Here is a 17748-nt window from a genome sequence, read left to right as displayed (position 1 = left end):
TTGATAATGCTAGTGTTTTGAATCTCTTTGTGCAGTATATTACACTTAGACTCAAAGGGGATTATGCGTATGAAAATTTTAGGAATACTCGGTTCGCATCAGGAAAACGGGTTGAATGCTCAAATGATCGCTGAAGTATTGAAAAACGTTGATGCAGATGTCGAAACTGAAACGATTTATTTAGAAAATTACGATGTAACACCTCATAAATATCACGAGAAGAACTTGGTTTTGGATGAATTAGCTGAAAAAATGGCCCAAAGTGATGTCTGGGTATTGGCGGCACCGACTTATTTTCGTGAATTTTCAGGTGTAATGAAGAACCTTTTTGACTGTATGCGTCCCAAATTAGTTTACTTTAAAGAAAATGGTGACACGATTCCGGGACAATTTAAGAATAAACACTATCTCAGTATCAGTTCTTGTTATGTTTCTTCATTAGAGAATTTTCTGACGGGAGTGACTGATGAATCATTCAAGACAATTGATCGGGTCATGTCAGCAGCTGGAGTTATTAAAGTTGGTGAGATCGTCTTACCGGGGACTTTTGGGATGAAAGAGATTCCGGATAATAAGAAACAACTTTGTCACAAGTATGCGAAAAAAATTTCAGTCCGTAAGAGAAAGGATGATTCAACTGTGAAACGATATATTCAATTATTCTTCATGATTGCTGTGATGGCGTTAATTACGATGGGAATTCAGATACCCTTTAAGAGTCTGATTGCTGATAATTTCTGGTTGAATTATCTGAGCTTTACGATTATTTTCTTCGTCTTATTGGCTTGCATATTGCACTTTGTAATGTTTGTCAAACATCGGCGTCGATAGTTTTGAAAAATTAATCAAATAAATCTCCTCTGACTCAAAATTAGAATCAGAGGAGATTTGGTTTTACTTGATTAATTCGTTGAGTTGGCCTAGTACACGGTCGTAACTAGGTTCATTAGTTTGAACGGGAACGATTTCTGAATAGATGATTTCACCATTCTTGTCAACCACCCAAACTGAACGAGCTAGGATATTCTTGTCTCTGATCCAAATCTTAGACTTCTTACCAAAGTCATGATCGATATCAGATAACATTTCCATATTTTTGACATTTTCAGCAGCACACCAATCAGTTTGTTCTTCAGGTGTGTTAGTTGAAATAGTTACAAAGTTGATCTCTGAGTGCCCGTCAACTTCTTCATTGAAGTGCTTAGTTTGAATACTGCAGACGCTAGTATTGATGTCAGGAACTACACTGATCAAAAGTGGCTTGTCCAATAGACTGCTAAGCTTGACTTCATTGTTGTCTTTATTCAAAACTGTGAAGTCGGGAAAATTTTCACCAACAGTCAATGGGTCGCCATAAGTTGTAATTGTTTCACCTTTAAAATCTAAATCCATGCAAAATCACCCTTTCTGTTTTAACTAAATTCATTATAGAGTACCCTAAATTAAAAACCTAGAAATTAGACTGAAAGAATTCCAAACGAGGCAAATTATGAATCTTATAGGTAAGAACATTCAAATACGTGGTTTTAAAAATGAAGACTTTGAAGCGTTTTTTGCTTTAGTCAGCGATAAAAGAAATCATGAACTGGCTGGCCTAGAATATACAGATGACCGGACATTTGCTCAGAACCTCTTAGAACTCTATCAACGACGTCAAGGGGCATTTGTAATTGCTTTGAAGAAAACGGATCAGTTGGTTGGTATTATTGAACTAAATAAGCGGGGAGAATCGAACGCTTTGTTGTTGACACGAGAGATTGGCTTTGTAGTGAGCCGAGATTTTCGACGACAAGGTTATGCGAAGGAAGCAGTTCAGTTATTGATCGATTATGGATTTAATGAAATTCATTTGAATGAAATCTGGGCGGCTACAGAGACCAAAAACCTTGCCCCACAAGAATTGTTAGAGTCATTGAACTTCAAATATATTTACGAAGCGGAGCAAACGCTTCCATACACGGGACAACATAACCTCGTGAAATACTACGTTTTAAAGAAATGATTCACTTCTCGTAAGAATTTCTTAATTATATCGAACTTAAAAGTGGGTATACAGATGGTACTATACTAAGCGTAAGGAGAAAACAGACAGAACTTTTGATGAGAGGTCTTTTATATGAAAAGAAGAATGAGAACCAAAAAAAGTCTCAAAGTCAAAAAGCGAGTAGTCGGTTTCTTCGCAATAGCCGTTATATTGTTAGGTGTGATTGGCGGGTTCAGTTTTACACATGTAATTGCCGAATCTAATAGTACGACTGGAGGTGGAGCTGACAGATCGGCACCAGTTGCGGTAGTCGCCAACTCGAGAGATGATGCTTCAGATCTCGGTGGCGGTGGCGCAACGAATACAAATGTTTTGGTTTCAGGTGACAATACTGGCACGAGTACAGGCAGTCAAAATAAAAATACTGACTATGTTCCATCAGTTAATGTCAACAACCTGTCCAGTTACCCACAAACAGGTGACGCCCATGACACTGGTCTGATCATAACGGGCTTTACGATTTTAATTGGTCTATTCGCTTTTTACAGTTATAAGCTCCGCAAAAGCTTGAGATTTTCAATGGCAACAAAATGATTCAATTTAGACAAATAACATTTACAAATTATGGAGTGTACAGCTTGTAAAATTTGTTATTATCTAATTGTAATCAAGAAAGACAAAAACAAAAAAATAATTTTCTATATCAGGGAGGATATATCATGAAATTATCAAGAAACGTTTTAGTAGGTTCATTAGCAACAACAGGTATGGTTCTAGGATTGATTGCTCCATCATTGACAGCACAAGCTGCTACAACATCAGGAAAATTCGTTAATGGTAACTTAGAACAAGTTAAGGATGAAGATGTTGGTGGATTAGGTCAAGAAGGTACAGGATTAGCAATTGCTTATGATGCAGGCGATGGTAAAACAGTTGGTACTGCAACTGCACAATCAAATGCTAACGTTAATGTTGTTAGTGGTATCTTGACACTTGATTCCGTTCCTGACTTTGGATTCGGTACAGCTGCAGCTGGTTCAACTGTTAATTTGAAGAGTAACGAGTATGATGAAAAAGCAGAAGATAGTCAAGGACAAGGACTGCTAACTGTTACAGAATCACGTGAGGCTGCACCTGGTTTTGTGATGACATTGGATGCAACCCCATTGAAGGATGATAGTGGTGCAAACGTTGCCGTAGCAGGTACAAAAGCATTGGAATCATTACCAGCTACTATCAATGCCGATGGATCAGCAGGTCCTAATGTTATCTCATTAGGAGCTGGAAAATATAATACAGGTGCTATCAATGCATCATTCACACCAGACGCTAAGAACGAACACTTGACAGTTGGAGGAACACCTACAGGAGCAGCTAAAGCTTCAAGCAAGTCATACAATTCAACTATTACTTGGACTTTTAAGGCTACACCTTCAACTACACCTGCTGAAGGTTAATAAAAGGTTTTAGATAAAGAATTTATCAATATTTTTAAAGACCACTACTATCGTAGTGGTTTTTATTTTGTAATGAAAATGAATTATATCTTAGTGTTTTCAATCGGGAGAGGATTCAAATGAAGAAAAAATTTTTGAAATTATTATTATGCCTGTTGCTTTTTGGAGGAGCGATAATAGGGGCTAATCAAATAACTAATGTCTCTGCTGCTACATCAGGTGATTACACGTTAAAAGTTGGTGGCGAGAATAATGATAATCTGAATATTAATGGTGGAAATTATTTTATTACTGGTACACCTGGACAGGATATTGAGTTGAAATTACTAGTAATCAATAAGGCCAGTGATACTAGACGATTTATTTTTACCGGAACTACTGGGTATACCAATGATAATGGTGAACTCAGCTATGACAAGGCTAAGGTAACAGATAGTTCTTTAAAGATTCAAACTAAAAATGCAATTACACCCAATAAATCAGTTTTTAAAGTACCAGGTAATACCACTGCCACATTGACTTTTCATGTTAAAGTACCTACAGGATCTTATAAGGGGACTTTAATGGGTGGTGTTACAGTTTCTCCATATAAAGAAAAAGCAAAGGGAACAGTTGGTTCTAGTGGTACGTTAATTAAAAATAAATTTATGTATTCTATTCCGGTTCAAATACATCAAAAAGATGCAGAAAATGTTGAACCTGTTTATTCTATTACAAGAGTTACACCTAAATTGGTAAATAGTTCGAGTGGTAAGTCTCAAGGAGTACTTGCTAACGTTCATAATTCAAAGAATGCTTATACTGGAAGCCTAACTGCAAAAGCTGTCGTTACTAAAAAGGGCGACAAGAGTATCAAAGTCACACAAATTGCAAGTAACCAACAAATTGCCCCAACTTCAAACTATAACTTTAGTATTCCTTGGGGTAAGAAGTCATTGCAAGCGGGTAATTATCATTTGAAACTAACTTATAAAACCGCTGGTGGTTTGAAGAGTTGGATTCTAGAAAAAGACTTTACAATTACAAATAGTGATGCAGCTAAGTACAATAAACTAGCTGGTATCAAACCTAATTATCTATGGTTGTATATCTTATTAGCAATTCTTGCATTGGCAATTATTCTTGGATTGGGTATTTACCTTGGTAAGAGAAATAATAACAATAATAATGGTAACAACAATTCTGGTAATACACCAAGAAGACGTCGTCGTTAAAAAAATAAGCTGTTCCAAGACTTGGGATAGCTTTTTTAGTATCATAAATGGTAGAAAGTGTTTATAATCGAGGATTATTATGAAAAGCAGATTATGGTTTTTAACGATGCTGGGTCTAGTTTTAGGTGCAATAACATTTTTCTTCCGTCCACTCACTACTCAAGCGGATATTAGTGGAGTGACAGTGACGCCGTTGATTGAAGATGATTCTTCTGGAGTGACTGATAGGTTTCAAATTGTGGGTAAATCGAATGAAGAACGTACAGTTAAAATTTCTTTAGGAAATTTCAGTATCAATAGATATACTTTGGTTCTCGTTCCCACGAACGCCACTACTTCATGGACGGTAAGATTACCTTCCACGATAAAGTTAAATCAGGACAATTTGGGTTAAAGCATGCTTTTGCAGATATGACGACAAAAAAAGAAGTGACACTGAAGCCGAATCAGACCAAAGACGTCTCTTTTAAGATTAAATTGCCAGATTCGGAAATTAAGGGACTGACAATGGGTGATTTTTATATTTATGTAAAAGGTGATTCAACCAAAGGATCAGCCGACGTTCCAGTCTGGATAACTGATAATAACAAAGCAGTCGGTGGCATTTTGAACCTTTATAATTTGTCATTGGATGCAATCCAGAAAAAGCCCCATATGATTGTTAATCTGCAAAATAAAGAGCCTGGAATGATGAAGAATGTGATTGTACATATGACGGTTAAGCGTAGGAGTTGGTTAGATCGTTTCAATATGGGCGATAAAAAGATGATAGCTGACTTAACTTACCCTAAAATTGCTCCTAACTCCAAGATCCCAGTAGATTTTGATCAAAATACTACACCAATTAAAGCTGGAACTTATGTCATCAAAGGAGCTGCTCGAAGCGGCAAGGCTACATGGACGTTCCACAAAACGTACACGATTACGCAAGATCAAGCTAATAATATCAATAAACGTTGTAAAGGTTTGATCTACGATAAGACCGTGACATATATTTTAATAGTTTGTGTTCTGATATCACTTATTTTCCTAATATTCTGGGCCATTTGGTATTCAGGTAGGAGTTAAAAGTATGAAAAGACGAATAACAATATTTCTTTCAACAATTTTATTAGTGGTTGCAACGCTTTTACCATTTGCTACGGTGGTAAAAGCCGCACCCGATAAAGCTTATGCGATTCAAGCAGTTTTGCCAGATAATCAAATCAACAAAGATGAATCTTATTTTGATCTCAAGGTTAAGCCAAACGGGTCACAAGATCTTAAAGTTTTGATTGCTAATACTGGTAGTAAATCGATCACTGTTAATACAGAGATCAATAATGCTTATACGGCAGACTCTGGAGTGATTGGATACGATAAGTACAATGCCAAGTTGTACAAGTCGAAACTGCCATCTTTGACTTCACTAGTTGAAGGTAAAAGAAAACAAAAGGTTACTTTGAAGGCTGGCGAAAGCAAGACGGTCACATTCAAAGTTAAATCACCTAGTTCTGAATATTCTGGGATTATTTTAGGTGGAATTACGACTACTGCCTCAGTTAGTCCCACGAAATCGAAAAATATCAACATCAAGAATCAAGTTCGATACGTCAAGGGCGTTGTCTTGCGTTCTAAGGATGATGGCATCATGCCTGTATTGACATCAGCAGCTCCTAAAGCCGTGGCGGGTTCGACAGGGATTGCTTATCGAATGGACAATACAGAACCGATCAACATTAATAAAGTTTCCTTGAAGGCTAAGATCACTAATGGCAGTAAAGTAACTAATTATTCAGCGGATAATTTGCAATTTGCGCCTAACTCGCAATTTAATTACTTTATTCCCATCAAGAATTTGACTGCTGGGACTTATAAAGCACACATTTCCTTGAAAAATGAGAGTGGTTTTCCCAAGGACTTTAATTATACGATCACGGTTAAAAAACAACAGGCAGAGGCGGTCACCAGTGCAACGATGCCTAAGCAAGAGTCCAATAAGAAGCAATGGCTCTGGATCATTTTGGGAATCGTTGTCTTGATTGCAGTTGCCATTTGGATGTATCTCTATTATTCACAACGTAATAAAGGTAATGGGCCTGATGGTGGTCGAGGCAAATTTAGTTTCAAATTGTCGCAAAAGAAATCAAAGAATACCGGTGATGGTAGTACTAGATCTTCTCGTCACAATAAATAACATCAGAGTTTGACAATTTGGTCAGCTCTTGAGCAATAACATAAAGAAGGAACCTAATTCAAAAACTGAATTAGGTTCCTTCTTTACTTTAGAGCGCTTCTTGTTCTTTATTACTTTCAATTTTACTTTTAAGTTTGCGGACATAAACTTGATTCAATTGAATCAAGAGCCAGATATAGTCTGGTCTAGTCGAAGAAATATCCCAAGAGATTACTTTAAGATTGCTTGGATATTTTTTCTTCTCAATGTCTAACGGCAAAATATCTAATGAGGTTATTAAAACATCGACATTCTCGTAGGCACTACTAGGAACGACTTCGACGAATTCAAGGTTACGGATATTTCTCAAGACGACTTCGGCTGCTTGATTACCGGGATCTATCAACACTTTAACCCGGATAATATCCTCCTGACGAACGGTTGAGATGTAACTAGGTAGGACCTGGTATAAATCCCTTGAAATCAATTCAGAGGCGATGTAGATGCCAGGAAATTCGTTCTCATCGATATTGGAGAAGAAGGTATAAATATCTTTATACAAATCGGTATAAGCTCGCTCGTCGTAATTATCAAACATCGTATCCAAATGCATGACTGAGTATGGAGCCATGATGTAGTAGAAGACAATGTCACGAGTGACGTAGGTCATAATATGTTTCAAAGTCTTTTGATCGTGGTAAACACTCATGTCGTCGTGATAATGTTCTTTAAGAAAATCTATAGAGTGATAAACGAGAGCATAGAACTTGGGATTAATTCTGGCGGTAGCATTGATAGGTTGTTCAAAAGCTCTGTCACTTGGTTGAAAGGCTGTATTTCTGAATAAGTTGATCAATTTGTTTTCGTTGTGAAGACTGCCGCTGGGAACGATTGGGTAGTCATCGGAATCAAGGATGTCATTGGCCAGGTTTTGATCACCGAAAACATCTTTATAGTATGGCAATTCGTCGATATAGTTGTGTTTGATCAGGCGAATTCTAGAAATTGCTAGGAAATACTTTAATTGGAAGTGAACGATGGGATTGTCGAAAGTTACATGAGCTTTGTCGATGATTTCATCGATCATTTTTTCTTGAACTAATTCGAAAGGCCATTCTTGACCATGGTAGGTATACCAATAAACGTAGTATGCCATCCACCGAATATTTTTTTAATTACCTTTGATTTCAAGTGTAGAATTTGAAATCTTTAAACCAAAGTTCTTCAAGAAGGCACGGAACTTGGCCATGCGCCGATTTAAAGTCGACTTACTGGTAAAGTGTTCGTTACTGAAGCTCTCAAACGATAAATTTACGTTGAGCAGTCCATAATTAAAAGCTTGGAAAACGATCGAATTTTTAACTAAGTACAATCTGCATGTATCGATTGAAACTTTACTAAAATCAATTGATTCGATTTGGGTATCGCTTGCGTCAATATCTGGAGCAACATCAGCCAAGTCTTCAAGCAGTGCTTGAAAAATATTATAAGTTTTTTGATATGTGAATTCGAGACGGTTACTGATGTTACTTAAGTTTACTTCACGAGGATGTATTGATTTAATAACTGTGAGCATTCGGTATTTTTCAACGTCCTGCATGACTAAAAAAATTTGCTACAACATTGTGTCTTCCCCGGCAACGTTAATTAAAAATTTCAAATATATAAAACACTACTTGCTACTATCTTAACATTTATTTATAATATTTTGTAATCAGATAGAGGTGCAATCTTTATTATTAATATTTTTGAGTGCAAATAGGGTACTTTGAAAAAATATGAAAGGGAAGTTTGCCGAAATCAGTTATTCCTACTTAGTAACTTGATTGGGCTATTGCTTAAGAGGCAGTAGACTGTCGTTTCAAAGAAACGTTGAGCTATTGATTAATGGGATAATTACATATAATCCTTATTGTCGGTAGTTCCTCTGATAATAAGGATTTTTTTGTCCAAAAAAGGGGAATTAAAGATGGAAAATAATGATGTGAACAGGTCGTTGAAGACCCGTCATTTGTCGATGATTGCCTTAGGTGGATCTATTGGTACTGGTTTGTTCGTTGCTAGTGGTTCGTCTATCTCAACCGCCGGACCAGGAGGAGCCTTGATAGCTTATGTGGCTATTGGTATCATGGTTTATTTCTTGATGACCAGTCTTGGTGAAATGGCAACTTATATGCCTGTTTCAGGATCTTTTGCTACATATGCAACAAAATTTATTGATCCAGCCTTTGGCTTTGCTTTAGGTTGGAATTATTGGTTCAATTGGGCCATCACTTTAGCGGTAGATTTATCTACTATTTCTTTGGTGGTGAGATATTGGTTCCCAAGCTGGTCTTCTTGGAAGATAAGTTTGACTTTTATGATCATTTTATTAGTCATCAACTTCATTTCAGTAGGATCCTTCGGTGAGACGGAATACTGGCTCTCATCGATCAAGGTTGCAGCAGTAATTATCTTTTTGATCTGTGGTATTTTGACAATTATGGGTATCTTAGGTGGACATGGTTCAGTTGGTCTATCAAATTATACCTACAAAAGTGCACCATTCGTAGGCGGAGTACCAGCTATCCTAAGCGTCTTCGTCGTTGCCGGGTTCTCTTTTCAAGGAACTGAGTTGATTGGGATCACTGCTGGTGAGTCAGCAACTCCTGAAAAGAGTATTCCTAAGGCCATTAAACAAGTCTTTTGGAGAATTTTATTATTCTATATTTTGTCAATTGCAGTAATTGGAGCATTGATTCCTTATACAAGTCCTAATTTATTAGGATCAGGAGCAGGAGATATTGCTATCAGTCCTTTCACGATCGTCTTCAAAAAAGTCGGTATTCCTTTGGCAGCTGGAATCATGAACGCCGTTATTTTAACTTCGGTTATTTCGGCAGCTAATTCCGGTTTGTACGCTGCTAGTCGGATGTTGTGGTCAATGAGTAAGAACGGCATGGCACCTAAGGCCTTTCAAAAAACTAATGGTCGTGGAGTACCGGTTTATTCATTGATTTTGACAGCATTGGTTGGTGCAGTTGCATTATTTACGAGTTTGTATGGTGATTCGTTCTATGAATTACTAGTGGCAGCTTCTGGTTTGACTGGATTCATTGCCTGGTTAGGAATTGCTTTTTCACATTATCGTTTCAGAAAAGCTTATCTGTATAAGGGCTATAGCTTGGACGATTTGAAGTATAAAGCTAAGTGGTTCCCATTTGGTCCTTTATTGGCCATTGTCTTGGGAATCATCATCATCTTAGGTCAAGATGTTCGTTCGATGGTTGACTTTAACTTTGGCCGACTCTTGATCAGCTACAGTGGATTGATTATTTTGTTCATCTGCTGGGCTTACTACAAGATTAGATATAAGACCAAATTCTTAAAACTAGAAGATATTGATGTCGAAGAAACTAAAAGAGGCACTGACTACTAGTTGAAATTTGATCTAAATTAAATTATGATTAACGAAGAATATTAAAAAGCTTAAAGAGTGCCTACTCAAAAACCTTTCAGAGAAGCGATGGTTGGTGAAAATCGTGATGGTTATATATTCCAGCATTCTAGCAACGGGTAATGCCGTTCGGGTTGATCCGATAAAATCTGAAAGTGCAGTGTATTTGTATACGCTGAAGCTGGGTGGTACCGCGAATGGCCGATTCGTCCCTTTAGAGGGATGATTCGGCCATTTTTTATTTTCTCAAGATTTTTTTGCCACAGTTTTGGTTGAATCAAAATGGTGACAGTAAATTAAGTTATTACTGATATGTAAAAGGAGAGCGTTTATGTTAGATATTAAATTGATCAGAAAAGACCCTGAATGGATCAAAAACAAGTTGGCTTCTCGTGGTGTAAAAAGCGATGAAATTGACGAACTATTATCATATGATAAAAAACGTCGTGAATTGTTAGTTCAAACAGAAACTTTGAAGGAAAAGAGAAACACAGTTTCCCAAGGTATCGCTAACAAGAAACGTAATAAAGAAGACGCTAGTGATGAAATTGCTGCTATGAAACAAGTTGGAGCTGACATTAAGAAAATCGATGCTGACTTGGAAGAAACTGAAGGTAAGATGAATTACATTTTGGTCCGCCTACCTAATATTCCTGATGATTCTGTTCCAGTTGGACCTGATGATAGTACTAATGTTGAAATCAGAAAAGTTGGTGCGATTCCTAAGGAAGGTTTCAAACCTCGTCATCACTGGGATATCGGTGAAGAATTAGGAATTCTTGACTTTGAACAAGCCACAAAGGTTTCTGGATCACGCTTCGTTTACTACATCGGCATGGGTGCTCGGCTTGAACGTGCGGTTTATAACTTTATGTTGGATCAACATCAAAAAGAAGGTTATACCGAAGTTATCCCTCCATATTTGGTCAACAATGGAGCAATGTTTGGAACTAGTCAATTTCCTAAGTTTACCGAAGACGTTTATACGGTTATGGTTGACGAAAATCCTTTGACTTTAATTCCAACAGCCGAAGTTCCTTTGACAAATTACTTTGCCGATAAGATTTTGGACGAAAAAGATTTGCCTAAGTATGTTACAGCTTTGACACCTTGTTTCCGTTCTGAAGCTGGTTCTGCTGGACGTGATACTCGTGGCTTGATCAGAATGCACCAATTCAATAAGGTCGAGATGGTTAAAGTTTCTAAACCTGAAGAATCATACAATGAATTGGAAAAATTGACTGCTAATGCTGAAAATATCTTGAAGCAATTGGGCCTTCCATATCACGTGATCGTACTTTCAAGTGGGGATGCTAGTTTCAGTTCCGCTAAGACTTATGACCTTGAAGTCTGGATGCCTGCTCAAGATAAGTATCGTGAAGTTTCAAGTTGTTCTAACTGTTTGGACTTCCAAGCACGTCGAGCACATATTAGATATCGTGATGCCAATGGTAAGACACAATTGGCTCATACCTTGAATGGTTCTGGACTTGCTGCCGGCCGTACTGTAGCTGCAATTCTTGAAAACTATCAAAATGAAGATGGTTCAGTGACAATCCCAGAAGTTTTGGTTCCATACATGGGTGGCGTAACTAAAATTACTAAAGAAAATGCCAAATAGTTATTGACCTTAAGTCTATAAATTGATAAGATTTAATAGTTCTGTTAAGAGCTATTAAATTATTCCGGTTTAGCTCAGTTGGTAGAGCACCTGACTGTTAATCAGGTTGTCGTCAGTTCGAGTCTGACAACCGGAGTTATAAATACTTAGGAATTACCTAGGTGTCCCATAGATTACATCTAGTTGATGAGATTAGATGTAATCTTTTTATTAAGCCGTCTTAGCTCAGTTGGTAGAGCATCGGTATCGTAAACCGGCGGTCACAGGTTCGACTCCTGCAGACGGCATTCTTGATAAAGTATTGATGTAACAAACTCCCAAGAGAAACCTTAGTGTTTCTCTTTTTTTATTTTCCCTGCTAAAAACAAGTATTAATGTAAATAGAGCGGCAACTCAAAATCGAGTTGCCGCTCTATTTAGTCTAAGCACAAGCAATTGTGCTTTTGTCCCACAGTTATGTTCTAACTTCATAGTTTGAGTAATTATTTAATTTGCTTTAAAGCATTGGCGACAGCTTCTTTGATAGCTTTGCTAGAAGCAGAAGCACCGGAAATTGAATCGACATCAACGGAGTTTTTTGCCACGATTTCTTGTGGTAATTCTTTGACTGCTTTGAGTCCATAATCATCGGATTCACTTTGCTTTAGGACTTCGATTGCTTGAATATCATCTTTGTTCTCAGCGGTAACACGGACGACGATTTCATTTCCCATCCCAGCAGTCGATTTACCGATATATTGATTCTCTTTAGTCTCATAGTTTTCTTCACCGATATCTGAACCAAGACCGGATTCGTGAACGCTGGCAGAAGTTTGAGCATCGACTGTCGGTGTAGCAATTTCTTTTTTAAGACTAGCAGCATTTTCACCGGCAATCTTTCCAAAAATCAAATCTTCGGCTAGGTTACTACCACCGTTATATTGGCGTCCCATTAAACTACCCAATTCACCGGCAGCGTATAAATGAGGGATCACCGTATCGTCATTATCCAGCACCTCAGCTTGAGAATTATGAACCGGACCTCCTTGAGTATTCAATAATCCTTGTACCATGGCCAAAGCGTAGTAAGGACCATCATCAAAGGCACTCAAGGTATCAGCGTCACGGTTAAAGGCATAGTCATGCTTTATTTCAGCAAAGTGGTTGAAGTCCTTGATTGTTTGACTAAGTTTTTCAACTGTGACATCGAGGACTTTTGCTAAAGCAGTCAGGTTGTCAGCTTTAACAACTGAGTCTAAAAATTCTGGGTAAGGGGCGTCTTTATCATTAGCTAATTCATCGTACTTCTTTTGGTCGAAGATAACGAACGGATGACGTTGAGCCAAAGGAATCCGCCAGTTTCCGTGATCTTGAATGTGTCCGTGACGGTGCATCTCATTTTCATCGAAGTAGCGAGTACCATCATCGCCAACAACGATTAAACTGCCTTGATGGAAAGCGGGCCAATCGAATGGTAAGAATTGTGAACGTTGACCGGCTTTAGGTTTTGGCGTGAGTCCATGGAAAATGCCATATGATTCGTAATTATTCATATTATAGAGTTTAGCACCAACTTCACTGGCCATTTTAATGCCGATACCCTTGTTGTAGAGTGAGCCAATAGGATTGAGGCTAGTTTCGCCTAAGTAGTTCTCGACCATTTGCGGATTGTTTTCAAAGCCACCTGTTGCCATAACGATGCCGTTCTTAGCTTGGACGTTCAATAGTTGACCGTTACGCTCGATTTGGACACCAACAATGGCGTGATTCTTAGGATCTTGTATCAAGTGTTTGGCTGGCGTATGGTACAAGACATCAATTTGATCGGCTCGGTTGAGGACTTGTTGACGAAGATTTTTCCACAGTGCCGAGTCAGCTACTCCTTCGTGGACTGCGACTAGTTCATGAGTCTTTTGACCACGGAATTCGGGGTATTCATGTGCCATGAAGTACAAGGCTTTTGAGACTGGTGAATCGGGATGTTTACCCATAATAAAAGGCGTTACGCCTAAATATTTACTCAAATAATTAGGAATTTGATAGAGACCTTGAACAAAAGTATCCATTAAATCGTGATCATATGACAAAGGGAAAGCTAAATCTTCGTAATACTTACGTAAATCTTCAAGATCATCACCAGATGAAATAACTTGTCCTGCATAACGGGTATTACCACCTTCGTGACCTTCGGGTGCTGAGTCAGTAATGAGAACTTTGGCTCCGTTATCTGCGGCAAAACGAGCTGCCGAAGCTCCAGCACCACCGAATCCTAAGACAATCACATCATAAGTTGCGTTCCATTTTAAATTTGAATCTGCAAACATTTCACTCACTCCATTTCCTCTCAATGTTATGATTAATATAACTCTAAATATAATCATTGTGAATAAGTTCTCATTATTGAAAACGACATGTTTCACTGCTATAAAGAATTTAGAAACGAATTGAGGAAGTATCATGGGACTAATCAATAAGAGTTATTATGCGTTAGGAACGGTCATAAATTTATCAGTTGCGACGCCTGCCACCGAAAATGATTTGGAGGCGGGGTATAACTTGATTCAGCGTTTTGAAGATAAGTTGACTGTCAATCGAACTAAATCAGAGGTCATGTCGATCAATGACAACGCCGGGATCAAAGCAGTCGAGGTTCCTGTGGATACATATGCTCTGATTAAGGAAGCTGTCTTGGTCAGTCGCAAACATCTAGGGTTCAATGTCGCAATTGGACCGTTGGTTAAATTGTGGAAAATTGGCTTCAAGGGTGCTAATAAACCAACAGATGCAGCTATTCAGGAACGCCTAAAAATTATTGATCCAGAAAAAATCCTTCTTAATGACCAACAGCACTCAGTCTTTTTGTTGGAAAAGGGTATGGAGATTGATTTGGGCGGAATCGCTAAGGGTTATATCGCCGATTGTATTAAAGCGTTGTGGCAAAAACGTGGTGTAGAAAGTGGCATCATTGACTTAGGTGGCAATGTCTTATTAGTTGGACCAAGCCAGCACGCTGACAAGTTGTGGAATATTGGGGTTCAAAATCCAACTGCACCAAGGGATGTATCGTTAGGTGTGATTCAAACTAAGGCAAAGTCGATTGGGACGTCTGGAATTTATGAACGGAAGTTAGTTATCGATGGTCACGAGTATCACCACATGTTTGATTCCAAGACCGGTTATCCGATCAGTAATAATCTGGCCAGTGTCACGATTGTGAGTGATCGTTCAATTGATGGCGAGATTTGGTCTACTATTGGCTTTTATCAAGGCATGGAAAAAGGAGCTGCTTTGATAGAATCGCAACCTGGAATCGAGGCTATTTTTGTGACTAAAGATTTGCAGACGCATGTGACTAGTGGCCTGTTGACGAGCTTTCATTTAATATAATTTTTGTACATAAAAGCGATTACAAAATTATATTGATTTTATTCGTGAATCATTTTACAATGTACTTGAGAATATATAGAAAATGGGATGATGATATGAATAAGTTTATTGCTATTGTTGGAACCAATGCCAGTCAATCAACTAATCGGGAATTGCTAAAATATATGCAAAGACATTTTCAAGATCAAGCTACGATTGAGATAGTTGAAATTGCAGGCTTTCCAATCTATAAGAAGAGTGCTGATCAATACATTCCTGAGGGAATCAAAAAAATTGCTCAACGAATCGAGGCTGCTGATGGAGTGATAATTTCAACGCCAGAATATGACCATTCGATTCCCGCCGCTTTGACTAGTTTCTTAGCCTGGTTATCGTATGAAATCCATCCCTTTGTCGATAAGCCAGTAATGATCACCGGTGCTTCGTACGGTTCGTTAGGATCATCAAGAGCCCAAGCTCAGTTGCGTCAGATTTTAGATTCACCTGAACTAAAAGCTCGGATCATGCCTAGTTCTGAATTCTTATTAGGCCATTCATTACAAGCGTTTGACGATAAAGGAGATTTAAAAGATGTTCAATTGGTTGAACAATTGGATGGTCTCTTTAAAGACTTTGAACAGTTCGTTAATATTTCCAAAGAATTGAATCATGCCCATGACATCAACAAGAAAAAGGCTGAACAATTCTCCTGGGACAAAGATTAGAGGGAAAACGATGAAATTTGTTGGAATAGCAGGATCGATTGCCGATCAATCATATAATCGAATGTTACTACAATTTATGGAAAAACATTTTGCAGGAGTTGCTGATATCGAATTGTTGAATATCAATGATGTACCGATGTTCAATGAAGATGATGATCAAACAAACAGTGAAGCAATTCAAAATTTATGCCGCAAGATCAGTGCTGCTGACGGAGTTATCATGGCCACACCAGAACACAATCATACCGTCACGTCAGCGTTAAAGAATGTGATCGAATGGCTATCTTATGAAGTTCATCCTTTGGATGGCAAGCCAGTGATGATCGTTGGAGCCTCATATCATAATCAAGGTTCTTCCAGAGCACAATTACACTTACGTCAGATTCTTGAGGCACCCGGTGTCAACGCTATCGTTATGCCAGGGAATGAATTTTTGTTAGGAAATGTTAAAGAAGCTTTTGATGAAAATGATGATTTAAAGGATCAACGAACGATTGATTTTCTACAATCAACGTTAGAAAAATTTGTTAAATTTGCGAAGGTGATTAATATGATGGGACAAACAAATGGATACGAAGATGAAGATTTAAGTGGTAAGAAAGGAACAGACACTACTGTTCAAGGTATCGATATGAATGCTGATGATTGGTTGGATCAGGCTGCTAAAAAGGTCAATGCAGTTGACGGCAATACTTACGTTAAATTAGATAGTGGTTTATTGACAGTTAATCAATTGAATTACTTCCTCAAGACGATTCCAATTGAATTGACTTATGTCGATGAGAATAATCAATTTATTTATTACAATAAATTCTTGCCAACTGAAAAGATGTTAGCTAAAAGAACTCCTGATCAAGTGGGTGATGGTTTAGATAAAGTTCATCCAAGCATCGAACGTGTCATCACACATGTTAAGCAAGTTATCAACGCTCTAAGAACTGGCGAAACGGACTTAGTTTCAATGCCTGTCCCTGGTGGCGACGAAGAAAAGCATCATGTTATGCATTATTACAAAGCAATGCATGATGAAGAAGGCAACTACAAAGGTGTTAATGAGTGGGCCGTCGATCTAAAACCAATCGTTGACGAATATCTCAAAGCTACCGGTCAAAAGTTAGTTAAGGATCCAGATGCTAAATTAGATGCAACTTCCGGTGCTTCTAAGAAACCAGAAGTTAAAACCGAAACAGTCGATGCTACAACGAGTGCTTCAAAGCACTAAATCAAAACGAATTAATGATAATTGTCTGATTTTATTCGAATTAATATTGAAAAAAATGCAAAAAAAAACAGCCTGTCTGGGGGGACGGGCTTGTTTTTTTTGTTACACCATGCGTGTAACGGCATTACCAGTAGTGTCAGGGAAAAGATATGAATGCTTGTGAGGTTTCCATATTATTGTCAAATAGAGAGGGATTTGAGGGATTTGTTAATTAATTTGTTAATTAATGAAAGCATTCAAAGTAAATTATTGTAATGGGATACGCATTTGAGGGTGTGAAAGAAAATTGATTGAGGGGGGCAATCTTCTTTCAGAATGCGTTAAGCATAAGGTAAGCAGTATGAGGATGTACCGCTTATCTTCATTAAGAGTTAAAAAAAGGAAGAAATAGCATTTACATATCTTTGTCCCTTTCACAGTTATTAATATACCACATATGTTTAAACAGAAAGATTCATATTTGAAAAAATTTCTTTTATAAATCTGATTCAAGCCTAAACATTAAAAAATGGCAAAAAAAAACTAGCTCATCTTGGGGGGACGGGCTTGTTTTTTTTACTACAAGAATGTGTAGCAGCATTACCAGTAG

17 protein-coding genes, 2 tRNA genes and 1 riboswitch are annotated in these 17748 nt (G+C 37.8%); of the genes, 15 read left to right on the top strand and 4 right to left on the bottom strand.

Translation table 11 applies throughout. The features are described 5' to 3' along the window. The first annotated feature begins 69 nt into the window (after positions 1-69). Positions 70-831 carry a flavodoxin family protein gene (locus tag ACYT32_RS03510; protein ID WP_395264702.1) on the top strand — a complete coding sequence of 254 codons (762 nt, stop codon included), beginning with the start codon at positions 70-72 and terminating at the stop codon, positions 829-831. A 63-nt stretch (positions 832-894) separates the two neighbouring features. Here the strand turns inward: ACYT32_RS03510 and tpx are convergent, their stop codons facing one another. Beyond that, positions 895-1392, bottom strand: coding sequence for a thiol peroxidase (gene tpx, locus ACYT32_RS03505; protein ID WP_395264703.1), 498 nt, complete (start codon positions 1390-1392; stop codon positions 895-897). 97 nt (positions 1393-1489) lie between these two features. On the opposite strand from tpx, the gene ACYT32_RS03500 reads away from it, so the two are divergent. The 7 genes from ACYT32_RS03500 to ACYT32_RS03470 all read left to right on the top strand — a co-directional run bounded on the left by ACYT32_RS03500 (position 1490) and on the right by ACYT32_RS03470 (position 6831). Further along, the gene (locus ACYT32_RS03500; RefSeq protein ID WP_395264705.1) at positions 1490-2002 is read left to right on the top strand and encodes a GNAT family N-acetyltransferase; all 513 of its coding nucleotides are present in this window, start codon (positions 1490-1492) and stop codon (positions 2000-2002) included. 114 nt (positions 2003-2116) lie between these two features. Further along, positions 2117-2578: an LPXTG cell wall anchor domain-containing protein gene (locus ACYT32_RS03495; protein WP_395264707.1), complete on the top strand. Its 462-nt coding sequence runs from the start codon at positions 2117-2119 to the stop codon at positions 2576-2578. Between the two features lie 125 nt (positions 2579-2703). Then, entirely contained in the window at positions 2704-3441 is a 738-nt protein-coding gene (locus tag ACYT32_RS03490) for a WxL domain-containing protein (protein ID WP_395264709.1), read from the top strand. 119 nt (positions 3442-3560) lie between these two features. Beyond that, on the top strand, positions 3561-4655 hold the full coding sequence (locus ACYT32_RS03485; RefSeq protein ID WP_395264711.1) for a DUF3324 domain-containing protein: 1095 nt from the start codon (positions 3561-3563) through the stop codon (positions 4653-4655). Between the two features lie 79 nt (positions 4656-4734). Further along, complete coding sequence (locus tag ACYT32_RS03480; protein WP_395264713.1) at positions 4735-5049, top strand: hypothetical protein; 315 nt, start codon at positions 4735-4737, stop codon at positions 5047-5049. Beyond that, positions 4995-5723 (top strand): WxL protein host-binding domain-containing protein, encoded by a 729-nt coding sequence (locus ACYT32_RS03475; RefSeq protein WP_395264714.1) that lies wholly within the window; start codon positions 4995-4997, stop codon positions 5721-5723. Before ACYT32_RS03480 ends, ACYT32_RS03475 begins: the two co-directional genes overlap by 55 nt. A gap of 4 nt (positions 5724-5727) precedes the next feature. Beyond that, positions 5728-6831, top strand: a complete 1104-nt coding sequence (locus ACYT32_RS03470) for a DUF916 domain-containing protein (protein WP_395264716.1) — start codon at positions 5728-5730, stop codon at positions 6829-6831. A gap of 88 nt (positions 6832-6919) precedes the next feature. Here the strand turns inward: ACYT32_RS03470 and ACYT32_RS03465 are convergent, their stop codons facing one another. Then, a complete protein-coding gene (locus ACYT32_RS03465; protein ID WP_395264718.1) occupies positions 6920-7966 on the bottom strand; it encodes a hypothetical protein in 1047 nt (348 codons plus the stop codon). Between the two features lie 15 nt (positions 7967-7981). Then, complete coding sequence (locus tag ACYT32_RS03460; RefSeq protein WP_461793362.1) at positions 7982-8386, bottom strand: helix-turn-helix domain-containing protein; 405 nt, start codon at positions 8384-8386, stop codon at positions 7982-7984. A gap of 135 nt (positions 8387-8521) precedes the next feature. Further along, a riboswitch (Lysine riboswitch) is annotated at positions 8522-8698 on the top strand. 81 nt (positions 8699-8779) lie between these two features. On the opposite strand from ACYT32_RS03460, the gene ACYT32_RS03455 reads away from it, so the two are divergent. The 4 genes from ACYT32_RS03455 to ACYT32_RS03440 all read left to right on the top strand — a co-directional run bounded on the left by ACYT32_RS03455 (position 8780) and on the right by ACYT32_RS03440 (position 12154). Beyond that, the gene (locus ACYT32_RS03455) at positions 8780-10228 is read left to right on the top strand and encodes an amino acid permease (RefSeq protein ID WP_395264722.1); all 1449 of its coding nucleotides are present in this window, start codon (positions 8780-8782) and stop codon (positions 10226-10228) included. Positions 10229-10577: 349 nt separating this feature from the next. After that, positions 10578-11867 (top strand): serine--tRNA ligase, encoded by a 1290-nt coding sequence (serS, locus tag ACYT32_RS03450; protein WP_395264724.1) that lies wholly within the window; start codon positions 10578-10580, stop codon positions 11865-11867. A 63-nt stretch (positions 11868-11930) separates the two neighbouring features. Beyond that, positions 11931-12003 (top strand) — tRNA-Asn (locus ACYT32_RS03445). 78 nt (positions 12004-12081) lie between these two features. Further along, positions 12082-12154: transfer RNA gene (locus tag ACYT32_RS03440), tRNA-Thr, on the top strand. Between the two features lie 195 nt (positions 12155-12349). On the opposite strand, the gene ACYT32_RS03435 is transcribed toward ACYT32_RS03440, so the two are convergent. Beyond that, entirely contained in the window at positions 12350-14170 is a 1821-nt protein-coding gene (locus ACYT32_RS03435) for an FAD-binding protein (RefSeq protein WP_395264726.1), read from the bottom strand. Positions 14171-14303: 133 nt separating this feature from the next. Between ACYT32_RS03435 and ACYT32_RS03430 the strand changes: the two genes are divergently transcribed. The 3 genes from ACYT32_RS03430 (at position 14304) to ACYT32_RS03420 (ending at position 17159) form a co-directional block, all read left to right on the top strand. After that, on the top strand, positions 14304-15233 hold the full coding sequence (locus ACYT32_RS03430) for an FAD:protein FMN transferase (protein ID WP_395264727.1): 930 nt from the start codon (positions 14304-14306) through the stop codon (positions 15231-15233). 95 nt (positions 15234-15328) lie between these two features. Beyond that, a complete protein-coding gene (locus ACYT32_RS03425; RefSeq protein ID WP_395264729.1) occupies positions 15329-15937 on the top strand; it encodes an NADPH-dependent FMN reductase in 609 nt (202 codons plus the stop codon). Positions 15938-15947: 10 nt separating this feature from the next. Beyond that, positions 15948-17159 (top strand): NAD(P)H-dependent oxidoreductase, encoded by a 1212-nt coding sequence (locus ACYT32_RS03420; RefSeq protein ID WP_395264731.1) that lies wholly within the window; start codon positions 15948-15950, stop codon positions 17157-17159. The last annotated feature ends 589 nt before the right edge of the window (positions 17160-17748 follow it).

It is taken from the genome of Companilactobacillus sp. FL22-3 (assembly GCF_054881455.1).
The sequence above is the reverse complement of the archived record's forward strand: the minus strand, read 5'-3'. Positions and strand labels throughout refer to the sequence as shown.